Annotated in this window: 7 protein-coding genes and 2 tRNA genes; 4 read left to right on the top strand and 5 right to left on the bottom strand. The window is 39.7% G+C overall.

What is annotated here, in order from left to right:
* The first annotated feature begins 19 nt into the window (after positions 1–19).
* The 4 genes from FOC45_RS08425 (at position 20) to FOC45_RS08410 (ending at position 20,083) form a co-directional block, all read left to right on the top strand.
* Positions 20–2,797, top strand: coding sequence for a 2-oxoglutarate dehydrogenase E1 component (locus FOC45_RS08425; protein WP_009390395.1), 2,778 nt, complete (start codon positions 20–22; stop codon positions 2,795–2,797).
* 17 nt (positions 2,798–2,814) lie between these two features.
* Positions 2,815–3,336 (top strand): TonB-dependent receptor plug domain-containing protein, encoded by a 522-nt coding sequence (locus FOC45_RS08420; RefSeq protein WP_009390394.1) that lies wholly within the window; start codon positions 2,815–2,817, stop codon positions 3,334–3,336.
* A 39-nt stretch (positions 3,337–3,375) separates the two neighbouring features.
* Positions 3,376–4,605, top strand: coding sequence for a 2-oxoglutarate dehydrogenase complex dihydrolipoyllysine-residue succinyltransferase (odhB, locus tag FOC45_RS08415; RefSeq protein WP_009390393.1), 1,230 nt, complete (start codon positions 3,376–3,378; stop codon positions 4,603–4,605).
* 214 nt (positions 4,606–4,819) lie between these two features.
* Positions 4,820–20,083 (top strand): T9SS type B sorting domain-containing protein, encoded by a 15,264-nt coding sequence (locus FOC45_RS08410; protein WP_155846654.1) that lies wholly within the window; start codon positions 4,820–4,822, stop codon positions 20,081–20,083.
* A gap of 57 nt (positions 20,084–20,140) precedes the next feature.
* Here the strand turns inward: FOC45_RS08410 and FOC45_RS08405 are convergent, their stop codons facing one another.
* The 5 genes from FOC45_RS08405 to FOC45_RS08385 form a co-directional block, all read right to left on the bottom strand.
* Positions 20,141–21,247, bottom strand: coding sequence for a hypothetical protein (locus tag FOC45_RS08405; RefSeq protein ID WP_009388645.1), 1,107 nt, complete (start codon positions 21,245–21,247; stop codon positions 20,141–20,143).
* Positions 21,248–21,329: 82 nt separating this feature from the next.
* Positions 21,330–21,587, bottom strand: a complete 258-nt coding sequence (rpsT, locus tag FOC45_RS08400; protein WP_009388644.1) for a 30S ribosomal protein S20 — start codon at positions 21,585–21,587, stop codon at positions 21,330–21,332.
* Between the two features lie 67 nt (positions 21,588–21,654).
* A tRNA-Glu gene (locus tag FOC45_RS08395) sits at positions 21,655–21,726 on the bottom strand.
* 55 nt (positions 21,727–21,781) lie between these two features.
* Positions 21,782–21,853 (bottom strand) — tRNA-Glu (locus FOC45_RS08390).
* A 194-nt stretch (positions 21,854–22,047) separates the two neighbouring features.
* Positions 22,048–23,058 carry an acyl-CoA reductase gene (locus tag FOC45_RS08385; protein ID WP_009388643.1) on the bottom strand — a complete coding sequence of 337 codons (1,011 nt, stop codon included), beginning with the start codon at positions 23,056–23,058 and terminating at the stop codon, positions 22,048–22,050.
* Positions 23,059–23,070: the final 12 nt, after the last annotated feature.

The following is a 23,070-nucleotide window of genomic DNA, read 5'->3' as shown; positions in this document are numbered from 1 at the left end:
AACGAAAAAATAACTATTTATGGATAAGTATTCTTTCTTGAATGCCGCAAGTACGGCGTATTTTGGTGATTTATATGACAAGTATCTTGAGAATCCTGATGCTATAGAACCCAGTTGGCGTGCTTTTTTTCAGGGTTTTGACTTTGCTCAAGAACAATATGGTGCTCCCCTTCAAGAAGCGGTGCCAGTAATGGTGCAGCAAGTAGTAAGCAATGAGGCTAATAAACCGTCAGAAAAAATTGAAAAAGAGTTTAAAGTGCTGAACCTTATCAATGCTTATCGCACTTATGGACATTTACTTACGCAAATAAACCCTTTGGCAGCGCGTGAACCACAGTTGATAGACTTATCTATTGAGCGTTATGGGCTTAGTACTGCAGATTTAGATATAGTGTTTGACAGTGCTAAGGAAATAGGGCTTTCTCCTACGTCTTTGCGTCAAATAGTTAGTACTTTGCAACAGTTGTTCTGTCGTTCTGTAGGGGTAGAATATCAGTATATTCGAGAGTCAAGTGTACGTCAATGGATAGACCAACATCTTCAGAAAAATAACAACATAACTCCTTTTTCAAAAGAAGATAAAATACGGCTTTTGCGCAAACTGAATGAAGCTACTTCTTTTGAAAATTTCTTGCATACTAAGTATGTAGGACAAAAACGTTTTTCGTTAGAGGGGAATGATGCTTTGGTAGCAGGCTTAGATTTTATGGTAGAAGCAGCTGCCGAGAAAGGAGTAACACATTTAGTACTCGGTATGGCACACAGAGGGCGTTTGAACGTTCTTGCTAATGTTTTTGGCAAAAATCCTCAGGATATTTTTTCAGAATTTGATGGTAAAGACTATGAAATGGACGATTGGTTTGATGGTGATGTGAAATATCACTTAGGCATCACAGCTGAACGTACTTCGCGATCAGGTAAAAAAATAGATATGAACCTCGTGCCTAACCCTTCGCACTTAGAGACTGTAGCTGCTGTAGTAGAAGGGATTACACGAGCAAAACAAGATAGATATTGTAAAGATAATCCGTTAAAAGCACTGCCTATAGTTATTCACGGCGATGCGGCAGTGTGTGGACAAGGTATTGTGTATGAAACAGTGCAGATGTGTGGCTTAAGAGGCTTCAAGACAGGCGGTACTATACATATAGTTGTGAATAATCAAGTAGGGTTTACTACTAATTATACCGATTCGCGTTCGTCTATCTATGCTACTGATATAGCAAAAGTAAATGATAGCCCTGTGTTACACGTGAATGCAGATGACGCCGAAGCAGTAGTTCACACATTCTTATTTGCTTTAGACTTTAGACAAGCTTTTGGTAAAGATGTTTTTATAGATTTGATAGGTTATCGCAAATACGGACATAATGAAGGAGATGAACCTCGTTTCTCTCAACCTAAAATGTATAAACTTATTGGTAAACACGATAATCCTCGCAATATCTATGCTCAAAAATTGATAACAGAAGGGCTTATACAACAATCATTGGTTACTGAAATGGAAAACGAGTACAAAGCACTACTCGATGCCCATTTAGAGACTTCAAGAAAAGAACCTTTAACGGTGATTAAACCGTTTATGCAAACAGAATGGCAAGGATTTAAAATAGCTTCTCCAGCTGAAATGCTTCAATCGGTAGATACTACTATCAACAAAGAGACGCTTACTAAAATAGCTGAAGTATTAACCGAAATGCCTGCTGATAAGAACTTTATTAGCAAGGTGAAGAAAGTTGTAGCAGATAGAAAAGAGGCATTCTTCCAAAATAATCATATCGATTGGGGAATGGCAGAGTTGTTAGCTTATGGTTCGTTATTGACAGAAGGTTATGAGGTGAGACTTACGGGTGAAGATGTACAACGAGGTACCTTCTCACATCGTCATGCGGTACTAAAGACCGAAGATACTGAAGAAGAAGTTTGCTTCTTGCAAGATTTAAAATATAAGAAATCAATGGCTAAGGGTGATTTTCATATCTATAACTCGCTTCTTTCAGAATATGGGGTGCTGGGTTATGAATACGGATACGCTTTGGCATCACCATATACACTCACTATTTGGGAAGCACAGTTTGGTGACTTCTCAAACGGAGCACAGATTATGCTTGACCAATACATTTCTTGTGGAGAAGACAAATGGAAAGTGCAAGATGGCTTAGTGATGCTACTTCCTCACGGATATGAAGGACAAGGAGCAGAACACTCTTCAGCACGGGTAGAGCGCTACCTACAGTTGTGTGCGGAAAACAATATGTATGTAGCTAACTGTACAACCCCAGCTAACTTTTTCCACTTATTGCGTCGTCAGATGAAGACTACTTTCCGCAAGCCGTTAGTGGTATTTACTCCTAAGAGTTTGCTACGTCACCCTCAGGTGATTTCTTCTTTGGAAGAGTTGGCAGAAGGACAATTCAGAGAAGTAATTACTGACCCTATAGCTGATGCTAATAAGGTGAAACGAGTAGTATTCTGTTCAGGACGTTTTTACTACGATCTTTATGCAGAACGCGAAAAGTTAGGGCGTGATGATATAGCTTTGGTGCGTATAGAGCAATTGTTCCCTTTACCAGTAGAGCAACTCAAAGAAGTAGTAGCTAAATATATTAATGCTACTGATTTTGTGTGGGCGCAAGAAGAACCTAAGAATATGGGGGCTTATGGCTATATATTAATGAATTTTGACTTGGTAAAATGGCGTTATGTTGGTACGCCAGCCTATGCAGCTCCTGCTTCTGGTAGCCATACTCGCGATCGCAAACGCCATAATGAAGTAATAGCCAAAGTGTTTGAATAGTTTAAAATTTTAATAATATGAAAAAGATTATTACATTAGTACTGCTAGTGGCTACTTATATAGTTTCGGCACAGCAAATGCCAAATATTAAGTGTGCTTCTGCCCGAAATGCCCAACAACCTTTGTGGGTAGTAAATGATGTAGTGCTTACTGATGAAAAAGTGAGTAGTATAGTGCAAAAATCTCTTAAGTCAGATGATATTGAGAGTATAAATGTACTAAAAGGCGCAAGTGCTGTGGCTATATATGGTAATAAAGCTCAGAGAGGTGCTATTGTCGTCACTCTAAAAAAAAGTAATGATACTAGTAGCAACGATAAAACTGTAGGATCATTATCAGTAACGGGAGTGCCTTCTAATACTGACCTTTTGGTGATAGTAGATGGCAAAGAAATGTATGCTACTGAAGCAACAAATTTTATGAGTAATATATCCCCTGAAAAGATTGATAGCATTATGGTGCTGAAAGACCCTATAGCTCTTACTAAATATGGTGATAAAGGTAAGAACGGGGTACTTATTGTTACATTAAAGAAATAATGACTAATTACTGTTTTTTAAAACTAAAACTAAAATACTATGTTAGAAATGAAAGTTCCCTCACCAGGTGAGTCAATAACTGAAGTAGAAATAGCCCGTTGGTTGGTAAAGACGGGAGATTATGTAGAAAAAGATCAAGCTATAGCTGAAGTAGATTCAGATAAGGCTACTCTTGAACTTCCAGCAGAGGCAGCGGGCGTTATCACCCTACAAGCTGAAGAGGGTGAAGCTGTGAAAGTAGGACAAGTGGTTTGTTTGATAGATACTGCAGCTCCTAAACCAGCAGGAGGTCAGACATCAGAAGTTAAAGTAGAGATACCTAAACAAGAAGTTTCAAAACCAGCTCCAGCACCAGCGCCAACAGCTTCCACTCCAGCAGTTCCTTCATATGCTGCACAGGCTCCGAGTCCTGCTGCACGCAAGATATTAGCAGAGCGTGAGATACCAGCCGCCGCTGTAAGTGGTACAGGTAAAGGAGGGCGCATTACTAAAGATGATGCTCTAAAGGCTTCAAAACCTTCAATGGGAACACCTACAGGCGGTGTTCGTACCGAGATGCGTGCTAAGATGAGTATGCTACGCCGTAAAGTAGCTGAACGCCTTGTAAGTGCTAAGAATGAAACTGCTATGCTTACTACTTTTAACGAAGTGGATATGACAGCTATTTACGACCTCAGAGCACAATATAAAGATGCTTTTAAAGAGCGTCATAATGTAGGGCTTGGTTTTATGTCTTTCTTTACATTGGCAGTGGTGCGTGCTCTTAAGCTCTTCCCTGATGTAAATTCGATGATAGACGGACAAGACAAAGTGACTTATCAGTATTACGATATATCTATTGCTGTATCAGGGCCTAAAGGGTTGATGGTACCTGTAATAAGAAATGCTGAAAACCTTTCGTTTAGAGGGGTAGAGGCTGAAGTGAAACGCTTAGCCACTCGTGCTCGTGACGGACAGATAACTGTAGACGAGATGACAGGAGGTACCTTTACCATTACTAATGGAGGTGTGTTTGGTTCGATGCTTTCAACCCCTATAATCAATCCTCCTCAATCAGGGATATTAGGAATGCATAACATAGTAGATCGTCCTATTGTAAGAAACGGACAAATAGTGATAGCACCGGTGATGTATGTAGCACTTTCATACGACCACCGTATTATAGATGGGCGTGAGTCAGTAGGATTTTTAGTAGCGGTAAAAGAAGCTCTTGAAAATCCGGTAGAATTATTGATGAACGGTGATGTAAAAGCAGCTTTAGAATTATAGATTGAATTTTGAATTATAGAAAAAGCGGTGTTTGTGAAAAACATCGCTTTTTTATGTATAATAGTATAAAGTGTTAAAAAGATGTTAATTGCAATAAAAAATAAGGAGCTTAAGAATAAAAAATGTACCTTTGCAGTTGAAACGGGAAGTATAACTATTAGCCAACCGCTCATCTATTGTTTAAATATTTATCTAATTTATAGTATCTTATAGTATGAAACGAATAATACTATTACAATGTTTCTTTTTAGCAGCTATATGGGTTGCTACAGCACAAACACAAACTACTTTTAACGAGCGTTATAAAGCTACTGTCAAAGGAGATATGATAGTGGTAGGAAATACTGTAATTGGTACTACCAAAACAGGTGATAATAATAATCGAAATCTCAATAATAATGATGTAAAACAAGTTTATATAGATATAGATAATGATTCTAATACTTTCAATTCAAGTTCAGCAGAGGTAAAAGATCCTAATCCTACTAGTGCTTGTCCTCGTAAAGTGAAAAAAGCTTATCTTTATTGGGCTTCTTTTCCTCTTTCTGAAAGAAATGATTGGCTCACTACCAAAGTAGATAAGTCAAAGGTCAAAAAAGTAAAGTTTAAGATTGATAATGGAGCCTATCAAGAAATTATAGGAGATGAAGTTTACAATAACAAATCAACTATTTTTATATATAGAGCTGATATTACTGACAAACTCAATAAGGTCGCAGGTACCTATACTGTAGCCGACCTACAAGCAGGACAAGGACGTGGTTGGGGGCTAACAGCAGGTTGGACTCTTTTTATTGTTTACGAAGATACCTCTAAACCAGCACGCAATATTACCTTATTTGATGGCTATACAGAGGTAGACGCAGGACATCCTCGTACAGTAAAAGTATCAGGGTTTAAAACAGTGCCAGCTCCACTACCTGTAAATGCTAAAATTGCTTTTGCAGCAGTAGAAGGTGATGCTACGGGAACGGGTGACCAATTAAAGATAACTACTAATAAAATATCAAATGAAGTTCTTTATGCACCAGATCGTCCTTATAATAATTTCTTTAATAGTACCATTACTGATGAAAATGGTATAAACTACAATCGTAAACCAAAATCTAATAATATGCTTGGTTTCGATATAGGAGTGTTTAAATTAGAGAATGCTAATAAACGTATTTTAGGTAATGATACTACTGAAGCAAGTTTACACCTTACAAGTGCAGGTGATTACTATGTGCCCTTTATGTTTGCTTTTAATGTAGAGGTTATTGAGCCTATAGTACTGATGAGTAAACGGGTGTTTAATTCAGCTAACCAAGATGTTACAGGTAAAAATACTATTGCTTTGGGTGAGACTTTACGTTATGAAATAAAATTTCAAAACCAAGGAAATGATAATGCTAAAGACTTAGAGATTACTGATATAATTACCGATAACTTAGAGTCCTCAATTACTAATATAACTCCTTCTGACAATAAGATTACTACTAATTACAATCCTACTAATCGTAAACTGATAATAAGTGTACCTGATGAGTTAGTGAAGAAAAATGGTAAGGAATATACAATTTCTTTTAATGTAAAAGTAACCAATAAATGTAACCAATGGAAAAATCCGTGTGCTAATGAGATAAAAAATATAGCCTATGCCACTTATAAAGGTGAGTTAAATAATACTACTACTTTTACTCCAAAAAGTTCGAGTACTCTCTTTACAGCTTGTGGCTCAGGAGTAGAAGGGCCTTCTAATTTTATCGTAAATGCCAATTTTAGTAACTGTACCTTTAAGAATGATCCTGTTGTACTATGTCAACCCTCATTGGTGCTTACAGCAACAGCAGGTTTTACCTCTTATACGTGGTCAAAAGTAGGCGATGCCTCTTTTAACCGTACGGGGGCTGCTATAACTGTTACAGAAGCAGGTACTTATAAGGTTGCTAAATCAAAAACAGGCTGTGCAACTATGTATGAAGAGTTTGAGGTAAACCCTAATGATAAAGAAGCGGCACACCCTATAGAAAAGAAAATAATAGACAAAGAAATTTCAGGAGAGATATATGTATGTTCTTCTGATGGTAAGAAGTACCCACAGGTATATCTTTGTGGTAAAGATGCTTCCCTTAATATAAAATTAGCAGTAGCTAATGCTGAAAGTTATGTGTGGGAAAAGATGACTGCTACTTGTGCAGGAAAATCACTTGACTGTCCTGCAAGTCGCCCTTCTCAAGCTAGTTGTTGGTCAGCATTTGGTACAGGGGCTGAAAAACAGATAACAGCAGCAGGTGATTACAGACTAACAATTACTTATGCTGGAGGCTGTGTTGTTACCTATTATTTTAGAGTTACTAAAGATGATACAGAGCTAAAAGCTAACGTTAAAAACGAAATATGCAATACTAAAGGAAGTATCACTATAGATGCTTTGGGAGCAGGTTTCAAATATACGCTAAAGCAGAACAACATCATTGTTAAATCTTGGCAAACTAGTCCAGTGTTTAGTGGTCTGAGTGCAGGTATTTATAAAGTATTAGCTACCAATCCAAGTGCTAATACTACAAGTGTAGTAACTTGTATATACGAAATAGAAAAGACAGTACTACAGAAAACTCCTAAGTTAAAGCTGACAGTTACTAATCCGCTTTGTAAAGGAGGTAATGGTAGCTTGCAAGTGCAGCTTTCTGATGCGCCTTATTATCCTTATACTTATAAGATATATAAAGATAATATCTCAGGAGCTTTAGTAGAACAAAAAGTGATTACCTCGGCTACTGATGCCGCAGCAGCTGGTTTTACAAAAGCATTACCTGCAGGTATTTATGTAGTAGTAGTAGAAAATAATGATGGTTGTACTATACGTGCTACAGATAAGATAATAGAGCCTACCTTATTGAAATTAGATGTAGCTCCTCATGATATTATGTGTAATGAAGGTACTATAAATGTATCAGCACAAGGCGGTACAAAAGATAGTAATGGTTATACTTTCGAACTTTACAAAGCAACTACTTTCATAGCACGAGCATCTTCACAAGCTTCGCATACTTTTACAATAACTGATAAAGGAGCTTATACTGTGAAAGTGATAGATGCTAATAACTGCGAGACTACTAAAACAATAACTATACAAGAACTTCCAGCACCTACTATAGGAGCTATTACGCCTCAGCTATACGATTGTGGAGCTAAAGTGAAAATAGTGTTCCCTGAACCGAAAAGTACGGTTAGTTATACTTATGAGTATAGCCTTATAAGTGCTAAACAGACATCTCGCGAGTTTTTAAATCTTACACCAGGTCAATCAGTTACCCCTCGTCTTTATTACACTTATGGAGGCAAAACCTGTCAAATAGATTTACTTACAGTTCAACTTCCTAATGCTGCTAATGGTAACCTTATCGCTTCAGCAGGGGTGGCTCAATTAGTAGGGTGTGGTACAGGTGTAAACGCAGGAAAGGCTTTAGTACATTTTACCAATGTACAAGGAGGGGTAGGTACTATTACCTATAACTTTGGTGATGGGGTTTGGACAACTACTTCTTCTAAGTGGTTAGCGCCAGGTACTTATAATCTATCAGTAAAAGATGGTATAGGTTGTGCGCGTACGAATCTGAAAGTAGAGGTAAAAGACAAACCTAAAGCACCTGTATTTAGTAATACGTCCGTAACCTATACTTGCGATGGTAAAGGAACTGTAACTATTAAGAATGATAAACTAAGTTATACTTATAAATATCAGTTAGACGGTGGGGCTGAAACTACTACAGCACAATTCTCTAACTTACCACCGGGTATTCATACTATTACTATTAAGTATGATGACCCATTGGCTACGCAGCGGGGAATACTATTAAAAGAAGACTTTGGTAAAGGGAACCCTTATACAACCCCACCACCAGGTATGACCCCTGCTTATACATTGATAGACCCGAGAACTCAATACTTAGCTTGGAATATGTATTTTGTGGCAGGTAAGAAAGATCTTGGAGGTACTACTAAAAGTTGGTGGAACGGCTCTGCTCACTTTCCTAACGACCATACCAATCCATCTGACAATAGTTCGCGCTATTTAGCAGTAGACTTTGGTCCTCTTATAGAACAAGGAGCCATTTTCTATGAAAAAGATGTGACAGATGTATTACCCAATCAACCTATAGAATTCGAAATGTTTGGATTCAACTTGGTGAGTTCTTATAGCGGAACAGAATGTGTAAATCCTGTGATGATAATGGAGATTGTAGCCCTTGATGATGCAGGCAATATAGTACAAGAGGGAGGTACTGACAAAATATTAGGACGTATAGAATCGCAAGAAATACCTCAGAATGGCAATAATATGAACGCTTGGTTCCGTTTTGCTTCTGATGGTACGGGGGTTAATACAGGGGTAAGCCCTGTAGCCAAAATAAATCCTGGTACTTACAAGCATTTAAAGATAAGAATACGTACTAAATGGAATACCAAGGCTTGCAATGACTTTGCTTTTGATGATGTAACAGTCTATCAGGTACCAGAGTCTTGTGGTTTTACAGCTACTCATACTGTAAAAATAGAAGATGGTAAAGGTTTTGCAGTAGATACCTCTACTGAACAGATTACTTCTGCTAAGTGTAATGGAGAATTAGGACAATATAAAGTAAAACTAAAAAATATGCCTAATGGGCAGTACTATTATGCAGTAAGTGGTTATAATAATTTCAATTTCAACGCTTCTACTCCTAACAATGATACCTTTGTATGGAATGGTTATGTGGGTAATTATACCGTAAAATTCCGAGGAGATCTGAACAATCCTAACTGTGAGTTTACGCGAACCTTTACGATTACTCAGCCTGCAGCTCTTACGCTTAGTTTAGATGCGAGTAAGTCAGATACATATTTGGCTTGTAATCCAGCTACGGCACGTGTAACGATGACTGCTACAGGGGGTACACTACCTTATAGTTATGCACTTTATAAGGGTACAGTTACTATTACAGCAGCGCAAACCAGTCCTCAGTTTACTCTTACTCAAACAGGTACTTATAGGGTTATAGTAACAGACGCTAACGGTTGTCAGCAAAATAATAATTTCACTATTATTAATGCTCCAGTCCTTACTCTTACAGGCACTACTGATATAACTAATAACAATTACTGTATGAGTAGTGCTACGGCAGGCAAAGTACAGGTGAAAGTAACAGACGCACAAAATATAGGTACCTCGCCTTATACATTCTTTCATAACGGCACGAGAGTAGCGAGTCAGACGGCAGCTGTTTATACGTATACCAACTTACAAGTAGGGGTTCACACCTTTACAGTAGTAGATAAATACGGCTGTACGGCAAGCTATACTACCGAAATAAAGAGAATGATAACGGTAGCCGGAGCTGCCGGAGCGGTAGTGGCTAAGGACATTACTTGCCATAGTGGTAATGCGGCAAAAGGAGAGATAACCTTGAAGATAAAAGATGGTTATGCACCTTACACTTACATAGTGAAGAATGCGGGAACGAATGCAACTGTACAAACACAGCAAAACGTACCTACCAATAGGATAGCGACTTACAAGACTGAGATAGCAGGAGCATATAGGATAGAGGTAACAGATAGCAAAGGCTGTACAGTAAGTGGTACAGCTACGTTAACAGCAGCAACTAACCCTACGATTACATATACAGCTACAGCAGTAGTGTGCTATGGGGCTAATGATGGTACTATTTCATTAACTATCAGTGGAGGTACGGCACCTTATAAAGTGAAATTAGATAATGGAGCAGTACAAAATGTAACAGGCAACCAACATCGTTTTGTAGGAGTAACCTCAGGTAGCCGTGTAGTATATGTGACTGATGCGCGCGAGTGTAAAGCACAAGTAACGATAAACATAACATCGCCTGCGGCACCGCTAAAAGGATTTGCGGTAGTATCGCAACTAATAGGTTGTGGAGATGGTAATGTAGCTACTAAGAATAAAGCGCAAATACGTTTTACGAATGTAACTGGGGGCTATGGAGACTATAGTTATAGATATGATGGCAATTTTACTACCAATTCAGAAGGTTGGTTGCCAGCAGGCACGCATACTGTTACAGTAAAAGATAAAGGAGGCTGCCAGTTAGATATACCGGTAGAAGTGCCAGAACGTATAACGCCACCAACAGGCACAAGCTATACGATTACCACTTATGATTGTGAAGGCAAGGGAACGATACGCATTAGTGGTTTGCCTAATACGTATAATTATACTTATATTATAGATGGTAAGACAGCTACAGGTACAACGGCTACTATTACAGGTTTAGCCCCAGGTAGTTATACAATGACGATTAAGTATACACAAGGAGCAGCATCATGTCCACAAGAAATAGTTAAGACGGTAGTGATACCTAGTGGACAAGAGTTTAAGTCGAGTGTAGCGAGTCAGACACAGGCTTCTTGTAATGGATTAAGAGGCAAGGCTACCTTTAAGCTGGAGAATTTACGAGGTGGTAGTTATCAGGTATCTGTAGAGAGTACAACGCGTACAGGTACGGGTTATACTACTTATGTACAATCGCCTACCTTTGAGGTAGATAATCTCAGGGCAGGGACTCATACCATTACGTTCAACTATAGACCATCGGGCTCAGGAGGTAAGACTTGTGCGATACAAGTACCTGTAACGATTACGGAGCCAGCAGCATTAACTCTTACCTCTACGGTAGAGCAGGTAGCGATGTGTTCAAACAATTTTAAAGCGCGAGTAAAACTAACTGCGGGTGGAGGTAATGGAGGTTATAATTATACCTACTTAGTAGGAGGAGTGGTAAAAGCAGGTCCACAAAGCAGCAATATTTTTGCAGCGGTAGCTACAGGCACAGCGACTTTCGAGGTAAAAGACAGCAAGGGTTGTGTAGAGACAATTACCACAGTGATTGCTACCCCGCGTACGGTAAGCCTTACCTTGCAGGCTACGGACTGCTATGCGGGCGATAGTCAAGGGGTAGTAACTGTAACGATAACAGATGGTAATGGAGGTTATAGTGTAAGGCTAAACAATGGTGCTACGGTATCGCCTAGTACAACAACGGTAACACATAGTTTTAGAGGCTTGACACAGGGTAGCTATAGTGTAACGGTAACCGACCAATACGGTTGTAGTGCGGTATCAAATATCATTATATACCCATCGTTAAACTTCAGAGTAAAGACTACGCAGCAATCGGCTTGTGGTAGCAATGCTAAGATAGAAGTGATAGCGAGCGGAAGTGGTATAGAATACGCGTTTAGGAAAGCAGGTACCCTAACACCGCTTTCGTATAGTGGTACGAATAATGTAACCCCATCGGTAGGTATTACTACCGAGACATGGGAGGTATATGTGAGGGCAGGTAGATGCGTGAAGACACAGACGGTAACCCTTGCACGGGTAGCGGCAGCAGACTTCACGGCATCGGTGAAGACACCTACCTGTGTAGGAACAGGTACGGGCGAGATAGTGCTTAAGGATTTTGTAGGCGGTACACCTTTTAGTGTAGGGGTTACGCGTCCGGGCGGTAGTACCGTTACCCAAACAGGAGTATCGGGTACTTATACAGTAACTAATGCGATAGCAGGTGTATATACGATAACAGTGAAAGACGTATACGGCTGTAGTAGTGTTCGTACGCTTACGATAGTAGATAAACCAAGTTTAGCGAGTGCAACCTTAGAGGTAGATACGAGTGTAGCTTGTCCAGGAGTAGGTAATCCTACGACTTTAAAATTGAAGTTTGATCAGGCGACCTTTAACGCTTATAATACGGACTCAGATGTATGGTATAGAATAGGATCAGGAGTATGGACAAAAGTAACCTCAAGTACCACCAATATGGGTGCGCACCCAAGTTTCTTACCAGGTAAGACTGTTAGTATTACGTATAAGACTACCACTAAGGGAGGTACAACAACTATTTGTACTACAGAAGTATTAGATAAGATAGTACCAAATAGTTTAAAAGACGTTGTAATAACGGTACAGACAAATATGAATGCCTTTGCTAGTGGTTGTACAGGTTTAACACAAGGAATGGTGGCAACGGTAACAGCATCAGCAGGAGGTACGGGTAATTTAGAGTTTTCAATAGATAATAACCATTGGGTGGCCCCAACGCCAGCCACAGCAAGAACGTATGTGTGGAAGAACCTAACCCCAGGAAGAACCTATAAGTTCTATGTACGCGATGCACAAGGCTGTATAGCTGAGGCAGAGGGAGATATTTACAGTGGTACTACTGAGCCTGCGATGCAGGTAGGGTTAACGGCAAGACCTTCTTGTGCTGGCATATCTAACGGAGAAGTATCATTTACTATTAAGCGTAAGAATAACTATCACTTAGGTAATATACTAACAGGCACTTGGCGATTGTATGAATTACCTAATCCTCCGGGAGCTAATAGGGCAGGAACACCAACGGTTTATACGGGAAGTGTAAATATGGCAATAGGGGTTTATGAGCAAACGGTATCAGCCTTTACAGTACCAGCAGGTAAGACCTATTATGTAGAGGTAACCGAAGGCAGTTGTAAGTGGGGCAGTAGAGATGCCGAGGTAAAACAATTAGCCCCTATTACAGCTACGGTAACTGTAAACTCAAAGGTAACGTGCGATACAGCAGGGGTAATAGAAGTGCTCAACACCCAAGGTGGAGGCGGTCAGTATACTTATACGCTTTCAGTGGTATCGGGCGGTAGTTTTATAACACCGATAGCAACGGCAAATAATCGTATAGAGATATTGCGCGATAATGTATTGAACTCTAATAATTTAGAATATCCATCAGGAGTACAGACAATAACTGTAAGAGTAGATATATCAGACCAATATTGTCCTCCTAAGATTTTAGGCAATTATGATATAGGGGTACACCCTAAGCCTAAAGTATATGAAGCAAAATATACAGGCTGTAGCAATGGTACTTTTGCTATTACGGTAACGCCAACGGCGCGAACTGTATGGGCACCAGCGACAGATATAGCAGACTATGACTACTCAATAGATGGTGGTTTACATTGGCAAGAACGTAATAATGTATTTACAGGTTTATCAGCAGGGGTATATTCTATAGTACTGAAAGAGAGAGCGACAGGCTGTGAGGGCGTTTATACGGTAACGATACACAATCCATTAGAGGCGAGTGCACAGGTGAGCAAGCCTCTGGGTTGTGGAGCAGGACAAGAGGCAGAGATTACTATTACAGTAGATAAAGGATCAGGTAGCTATATTTATGATATAACACCACCTAGTGGAGCGCTCCTTAGTGGTAATCCATTCACTGCGGTAGTAGGTAGTACAGCCTCTAAGGTAACCCACCAGATACCTTTGGGCTATATGCCAGGTATTTATACGGTAACGGTAACAGATACGAATCAGTTAAGTTGTTCTCCTACGATAGTAGTATTAACAGTGGCATCGGCTACTTATCCAGAGATAGAGGTGAGTACACGTTCGGTAACTTGTGCGGGCAGTGCTGATGGACAGCTATTTGTAGTAGAGAAGAACGCGCCTAATGGAGGAGCTTTCAGTTATGCGGTAACAGGGCCAGGAGGGGCAGTAACCTTTGATATGGCAAGTCGTTCAGCAAATAATTTAGTAGCGGGTATCTACACTATTACAGTTACCAATACGCTTACACATTGCGATAAGACGTATACGGCTACGGTCTACTCGCCAACGGGCTTGACCTTTAGCCATACGTTAATCACTACGAAAGGCTTTACTTGTTCGAGTGGTAATACGCCACGTCAGGCAGAGATACGAGTACCATCGGCTGCGATTAGTGGTGGCACAGGTTCTGTAACTATTACCTATGTAGCACCTAATGGTAGTACCGGTACGGGTAATGTATTTAATTATGGAGACCCAGCAGGAGGAGTGGTAACTATTACAATAACTGATGCATCAGGTTGTGCTACCAGCACAGTAAGAACAATAACCGCTTACGAAGGCTTAGATGCTGCCAATATAACGGTAAGCAGTACGATTACTTGTGGTACAGATACAGTAACCCTTAGTATCACCCAAACAGGAGGAGCGGCCTTTACAGCAGGTACTATTTACTACGCACAGGGAGCTACAGCTCCTACGGCAGCGATAGGTACTGCTCCTTGGCAATCGACAGGTACTTTTGCAGTAACCCCTAATGCAACGCATAAATTCTGGATAGGGCATAAAGATACGGGCTGTATGATAGATTACGATTATACTTCGCCTAATCCGAATACCTTTAGTATAGCCAAAGTAGCGATAAAGAATGTAAGTTGTAAGGGCGATAGCGATGGTACGGTAACCCTTACCTTAGCAGGAATGGTAAGTACCCATACCTATAATGTAGCTATAAGTCCATCGGCAGGAGTAACGATAAGTCCTACTAGCTTAACAGGAGGGGCTAATGTAGTGAATTTCTCAGGCTTAGCTAAGAATACTTATACGGTAACGATAACCAATCAGAATACCTTATGCGAGCAAACACAGGTATTTACGATAGCAGAACCTACGGTATCACTTACCGCTACAACGAGTGTACGTTCAATTACTTGTGCCAACAACGATGGAGAGATACGCATAGAGAATGTTAGCGGAGGCTGGGGAGCTTATCAGTACTATATAGATACGGTAGCACCAACACCTACCAGTGGCGCTTGGACAAGTACGAGCGTAAGAAGTGGTTTAGTATCGGCTACTTATCATATAGCAGTAAGAGATAACCACGGCAAGGGCTGTCAGGTAACAGTAGGTACGATAACCCTAACGGGACCAGAGACAATGAGTGGTACACTAACAGTTACCCAAGAGAATTGTGTAGCGGGTACAGGAGAGATAAGTGTACAGTCAGTAACTGGAGGAGATGGCGTGAATTACACTTACCAACTGATAAAAGACGGAGTGAAGGAAGGTATAGCCCAAGGCACGCGAACCTTTACTGGTTTGGGAGCAGGAAGCTACGAGGTAGTAGTAAGCGACAGCTGGGGTTGCTCAGCAACGCTTACAGCAGTAACATTATATGAGCCTATTAGCGGGATACAAGTAGCGATACTAAAAGAGGTAACTTGTGCGACTCCTACGGGAGCGACTTTGAGTATTACCCACCAAGGAGGAACTAATAGCCTAACATATACCCTTACTCGATTGGGAGGAGGTGTTACTACGCCAAGCAGTATACCGGTATTTACAGGAGTGCCAGCAGGTAACTATATAGTAGGAGTGAAAGACAACAAGACAGCTTGTGCTACAAAAACCACTACAATAGAAGTAACACCAGCGCTACCGGTGGCCTTTACTCATACACAAACTAATGTAAGCTGTCACGGAGATGATGATGGTAGGATAGATGTAACCATACCAGGTACGCAATCTCAAACTGACTATGTGATACAGATAGAGGGAGCAGGAGGCTTTGCAACAAGAACTGAAACGGTGAATACAACACCAAAGACGATACGATTCCCAATGCTTAAAGCAGGGGTATATACAGTAACTGTATATTCATCAAGAGCTTGTCAATCGTCAGAAACGATAACTATTACAGAGCCTGCACAGTTGGTAGTGAGCAGTACAACGGTAACGACCCACTTTAGCTGTGATGCGAATAATCAGGCGCGTCAGGCAATCGTACAAGCGATAGCAGATGGTGGGGTTACAGGTACTTATACATATAAGTTTGCGATATTTGATGGACAAAGCACCACTACTATAAATAATGGTAATAGTAATGTAGTGAGTGTGACTAGTAATGGTACGTATACCCAAACGGTAGTAGTATATGTAACAGATGCCAATGGCTGTACCGCTAATAATGTAAACAGTCCAACGGTAATACCACCGCTGAAACGTATAACATCTATTAAAGCACAGCAGACCCGTCCGATAGACTGTCAAGGGGCAGAAGCAGTAGACTTTACTATAGAAGGAGGTTCTAATCAGGGCTATATAGTGAGAGTGACAGGAGGTACAACTACGCCAAGTATCTATACGGTAACCTCAGGGGTAAGTGTTGTATCAGTAACCTTTACTGTACCAGGTTATTATGAAGTAACCGTAACTGACAGTGCTACGGGTTGTTATCGTAGTGTAAACTACGGAATAGCTAATTACGATAATATATCGATAAGTGCGGCACAAACCAAACCGGTAACTTGTGCAGCGGGCAATGATGGAGAGTTGACATTATCGATGAGAGGCTATGCAGGCAACTACACCTTTAGAGTAGTAAATGAATACGGAGTAGAGGTAGTAAGTTCTACAGCAGGTAGAAATGATACAAGTGACCCGAGAACCCAACCTATAGGAGGTTTAAGTGCAGGTAAGTACTATGTAGAGGTAACAGAAACACAGTACCCATATTGTACAAAAACCGCTACCTTAGCTACTTTATCAGGTCCATCATCAGCATTAACGGCAAGTACAACGATAACGAACCAGATAAAATGTGGTAGCGGACAAACAGGTAGCTTTATGGTAACAGCCGCCGGTGGCTGGGGCAATTATGAGTATCGCTTAACAGTAGGTACGCCAACGCCAGCAGCACATAGTGTATATGGTAATTATAGCAGTACTTCAGTGTTTGAAGGCTTGATATCAGAAACCTATACTGTATGGGTGAAAGACCAAAACGGCTGTGAGATGAGTGTAACTCAAGTTATGAGTCCGCCAGCTCCTATAGCAGCAACGGTAACTAAGACTGATGTAAAGTGCTTCAGTGAAAGAGGTGGTAGCATTACGGTAAGTGGTACTACAGGCGGTAGTGGTAACTACACGTACGAACTGTGGGAAGTAGGAGGAGCGCAAATTTACGGAGCGCAAACTAGTACGACCTTTACAGGGCTTGATGCACGAGAGTATAATGTGAAGATAGTGGACGGTTGGAACTGCGACTTGACCATACCGGTAACTATAGACGAGCCACAGGAAATAAAAGTAACGGCTTCGATAGTAAGTCCAACTACCTGCTTACAAACACAGGCAACTATACAAGTAACGGCTACGGGTGGTTCAGGAGGTTATCAGTACCAATTAGGAGGTACAACAACCTATACCACTAGCAATCTCTTTACATTGCCACCAGGTACTTATGAGTTCTACGTACAAGATGTTAATTATTGCAAATCAGCAGCATCTAATAAGGTAGAGGTAGTAGCAGTACAAACTGTAAGCTTAACGGTAAATACAGCTGATGCGTTTGTGAAATGTAATGGAGAAGCTACAGCACGTATAACCTTCTCGGCTACAGGCGGTGTAGGAGGTTATCAATATAGCTTACACCAAGGCAGTCTAACAGCTACAGCAATGACTATCTCGGCTACGCAAATCAATGCGACTGACTGGGCGTTTAGCGGCTTGGCTACAGGTACTTACTTTGTGAAAGTGAAGAGTGGTTTAGACTGCGAGGATAATAGCTCTCAGATAGATATAAGAGAAGCAGACGCTATATCAGTAACCAGCACGGTGAGCAACGTTACTTGCAAAGGCAAGAATGACGGTAAGATAACTGTAACGGCTGAGGGTGGTACCGGTACGATAGTATATGCTATTAGCCCACGTTTTGATAGGGTAGTAGAGAGCGGTGTGTTTGAGAAATTAGCACCAGGAGAATATGTAGTGAGGATACAAGATGCTAATGGCTGCCATAGAGATGAGATATTCAAAATTACAGAGCCAGATTTGATCAGAGTACGAATAGATAAGCATACTGATGAGGTTTGCTATGGTGCTAATGACGGAACTATATCAGTAACTATTACTGGTGGTACCCAATCCTACAGTACTTCAATAGATGGTGGAGCTAATTGGTATCAAGGTAAGACCTTGTATACAGGTTTAGCATCGGGTACTTATACGATAAAAGTAAAAGATGCTATGAGTTGTACTACTGAAAGTGATCCGATAACAATAAAAGGTGGAGTAGACCTACAAGCAACAGCTACAGTAGAATACAGTTGTCCATCGAATAGTGTGAATAATGCTATTAGAGTGAGAGTAAATACAGATGTAGCAGCGCAAACTACCTTTGCTTTAGACGGGGTAGCGCAAGCAAGCAATTACTTTACTTCAGTAACAGCGGGAGTACATACTATTACGGTAAGACACCAAGGAGGCTGTGTACAAACACTGACTGTAAATGTAGAGAACTATGCCCCACTTAGTAAGACGGTAAGTGTGACCCATATTACTTGTTATGGACTAACTAATGGTGAGATACAGATAAACGTGATAGCAGGAACGGGTAGCTATACTTATAGTATTACACCACAGGCAGGTACATTTAGTGGTACTAATATGTTTGTAAACTTGCCTAAAGGACAGTATACTATCCAAGTGAAAGATGCTGTAATAGGTTGTGAAGTTAGTGAGCGTATCACTATAGAAGAGCCAGATGTATTGAAATTAGGTGTAGTGAAGACAGTGACAGAAACTTGCTATCAGCAATCAGATGGACAACTTGAGTTTATGATACAAGGAGGACGCGCCCCTTATAGCTATGAGCTAAAAGACTCACAAGGTAATGTGATAGACACCAGAACGGGTATAGCTACAGGCACAACGGTATCGCGTACTAATATGGCACCAGGAACTTATAGCTTAGAATTTAGAGATGGCAACTGTTCGCAAACCCACGAGATAACGATAGCAGCAGCACCTAGTCTGCAAGCAACAGCTACTGTAGGTTTTGAATGTTCGACAGTATCTACAACAAGTACAAATCCATATATACAGATAACACTTGCTAGAGATAACAGCGATGGTTTATTAGCTACGAATACCTTGTCATACTCAATAGATGGAGGTGTAACGAAAAAACCATTTGTAGGCTATGTAAATGGAAATATGCAAGTGTTGAGAACCCAAAAGATAGAGAATGATGGGGTATATACGGTAACGTTATACTATCGACCATTAGGAATGACCTCTCTATGTTCAAGTACCTTGGCAGGAACGGTAAGTGTAACGCGTTATCCAGGCTTGGAGATATTAGATAAGACTGATCCACGCGAAATCAACAAGGTTAGAGTGAAAGTAGTAGGAGGTAATCCACGAGAGGGAGATACACCTTATTCTATAACATTCAATGGCAGTTATGAGAATGGAGAGAGTGAATATATGCTTAAGCCAACAGACCCAACGAGTCGAGTGGTGAATGGACGTATCTTTAAGTTAGTAGTAGTGGAGGCTATAGATGCTAATAATTGTAGTTCTACACTTACGATAGAGAAAGAGTATATGAAGTCAGTACCACCTGATTTCTTTACGCCTAATGGTGACGGACAGAATGACGGTTGGGATCCTGATATATACCGCAGTTATCCTAACTTAACGGTAGATATTTACGATCGTTATGGACGTTATATAAAGACGCTTCGTTCGGGTCAGGTATGGGATGGTCGTTATGAAGGCAAAGAGATGCCATCAGGAGACTATTGGTATATACTGCGCACACACGAAGATGAAGACCAACAAGAGTATATGGGACACTTTACCCTATACAGATAACAATAAAAGCAAGCACTATGAAAATAGTGCTTGCTTTTTTATAAAGTATGCTGACAATTATTCGTTATTGGTATCTATATAGCGCATACGTTCATCCAAATCATTGTTGTAAATCTTATTAATATGAGAGATGATACTATTAAAAGTCTCTTCTAAAAGATTAATGTTGTTTTTAATGGCCTCTTCTTTGAAATCAGGGTTGTTTTTAACGTTGTCTGCTAATGATTTGATTTGTGTCTGAAAGAGCCTAAAACGAGCTTTTATACTAGGAATATCGATTTTTTCAGGGAAAGTGTCACTCAGCAATTCTTGTAAAGTATCTTGCATCTGTGTAAGCCAAAAATATACTGAGTAATAAGAACTTTCTACCCTTGAGTTTTCTCCTATTATTTTGTCAGAATATTGACTTACTTTCTGGAAGTTTTTAGCTGCTAATTCGAGTACTGGACGATATAAAATCACATTGTCATTCGCTTTTGCTTCTTCATCTAATGATAGCTGAATATTGTAATATCCACTTTTCTTAGGGGAAAATGCTACTTCAAATTCTTTCCAATCGTCTACTAAAGATCTTCTTTTTACATTAGCAGGTAGGGGAGAGAGTGTGTCAAGTGCTAACTGGGTACTCAATTCTTCTTTTCCTTCTTCGGAAAATACTAAATTGAGGTGAGGGTAGTTTATTTTCTTAGAACTTACTGAAAACGTATAAGGTATATTAGCTACTAAAAAACGCCTCCATTGTAGAAAAGCCTTTCCTTCTTCTTTTATTTTTTCTACTCTAAAAACAGTATCTTTTATACTATTGGGTGGAGTACGCCAGTCGCGTTCTACCAAGGTATTTACACTTTCTGTTTTAGAACTAATAGGGTGTAGACGGCTGTAAATGAGTAGGCTATCGGGGTTTGAAAGCACTAAAGCATCAGTGTTTTTTATCTTGTTAGGCGCCATCGATATGATGATCTGCATTAATGACTGAAAGCTCTTCCACTGCCTTAAATCTTCCTGAGCTTTTGGTGTAAGCTCTGTTAGTTTTAGCTCCTTAAAATCAACTGATTTTACTTTATGTTCTGTAGGAGTGTTGTCAGAGGTCTGCTGGCTTCCATCACATGATATTAAGCCTGCTACTAAAAGTAGAAGACCTACTTTGAAAGCTTTGTTTTTCATATTCTACTATTTTTATTAAAACACTAAAGCCAGACTTACTTACATAAATCTGGCATCAGTGATAAATCTAAAACCTAAATGACTACTTAGCTAATTTGTTTAAGTGCTTAGCTAAACTGCTTTTTAAATTCGCTGCTTTATTAGCGTGAATAATATTTCTCTTAGCAAGTTTATCAATCATAGAAACTACTTTAGGGAAAAGAACCTTAGCTTCTTCTTGGTTTTCTAAAGTGCGTAGCTTTCTAACAGCATTACGTGCTGTTTTGTGTTGATAGCGATTGCGTAAACGAGCTGCTTCGTTTCTTCTAATTCTTTTTAACGCTGATTTATGGTTTGCCATTTTTCCTTACTATTTTATTTTTATCATTGTATCTTTTTACAGATACTTTTCGAAATATTGTATTTTGTAGTCCGTAGGGGAATCGAACCCCTGTTACAAGGATGAAAACCTTGCGTCCTAACCCCTAGACGAACGGACCTTAACCTTAATTATTCAACTAATAATAAAGTTGTATAAAAGATGTTTTTTATTTGTAGTCCGTAGGGGAATCGAACCCCTGTTACAAGGATGAAAACCTTGCGTCCTAACCCCTAGACGAACGGACCTTATTTTTTCAATCTGCTTATTATTAGCAATGCATTTTCTCTCAATGCGGTTGCAAAGGTACGACTTTTTTTTATTCCTGCAACATTTTTAGTGAAAAAATTAAATATTTTTTTTCTTATTTTTTATATAAATCTGATTTTCAGTGTTTTGTGATATTCTTTGCTTAAAGATTCTTTTCTGTTATTTTGCTCTTTTATCCCAAATTTGAGAGAAACTTTAGTGTATCTACATTATCAGCATACTCCCATAACTGGGGGATTTGCGTATTTCCGAAAGCTATTTCATCAGGTAGTAATCCTTTTGCTACTATACATTGTATTTGCTCGGTATCGGTAATGAGTTGTTTTTTCAGAGCTTCTGTATCGGTATAATACTCGTAAAACAAGGTAGCTATGGGTGAAGCATAACTTTTGTCTTCTTTTAATATTAGAAAACCATTTTCGAGTAGCTTATATAAACTCATTAGGTATACAGCCTTGTTATAATCATAGTTATTGGCGTATTTTTGTTCGTTGATAATATCCCGATAGGCGTAAATAGCTTGAAAAAAAGCATCAAAAGAGTAGTTTTGGGGTATGAATAGTTTAGAAACACTTCTACAGCCAAGTCCGTAGTACTGAAAGATATCCTTTCCTAAGGCAGTGAGCTCTTCTTGGGTTTCTTTGCCAGTAAGTACAGCTACAGAGTTTCTATTTTTTCTGATGATATGAGGCTTTTTACCAAAATAGTATTCAAAATAGCGCGCTGTATTATTGCTTCCGGTAGCAATTACTGCATCAAAGTCAGTTACTTTCCCATCTGAAAAGGTTACGGCTTCTGCCCATTCAGGTATGAGGTCTCTTAGTTGTTCTACTATAAAGGGGAGTAGTAGTTTGTCTTCTGACGAAAGTTTTACTACCGCTTTATGGCCTGACACCCATACGCATAGTAGGTCGTGAAAACCTACTAAGGGGATATTGCCTGCCATTATCAGCAATATTTTCTTTATATTTTGTGGTTCAGATAGCTTATAAGCCGATAACCATCGTTTTATATTAGCTTCTGATAGGGTTGTAGCCCAAGTGTTGCGAGCAAAAGTTAAGTTATGTTGTGTAAACCAACTGTTTTGCTGCTCAGCCTGTGCGAATATAGCTGAGAATCGCTCGGCATCATTGAATAACTCTCCTAATAATATCAGTTTTTTTGTTAATTCGCTATTTGTCATTTATCATTAATC

Origin of the sequence: Capnocytophaga sp. FDAARGOS_737 (genome assembly GCF_009730375.1) — a bacterium.
GTDB classification, from domain to species: domain Bacteria; phylum Bacteroidota; class Bacteroidia; order Flavobacteriales; family Flavobacteriaceae; genus Capnocytophaga; species Capnocytophaga leadbetteri.
Note: the sequence above shows the minus strand (reverse complement) of the source record. Positions and strands in the feature narration are given on the sequence as shown.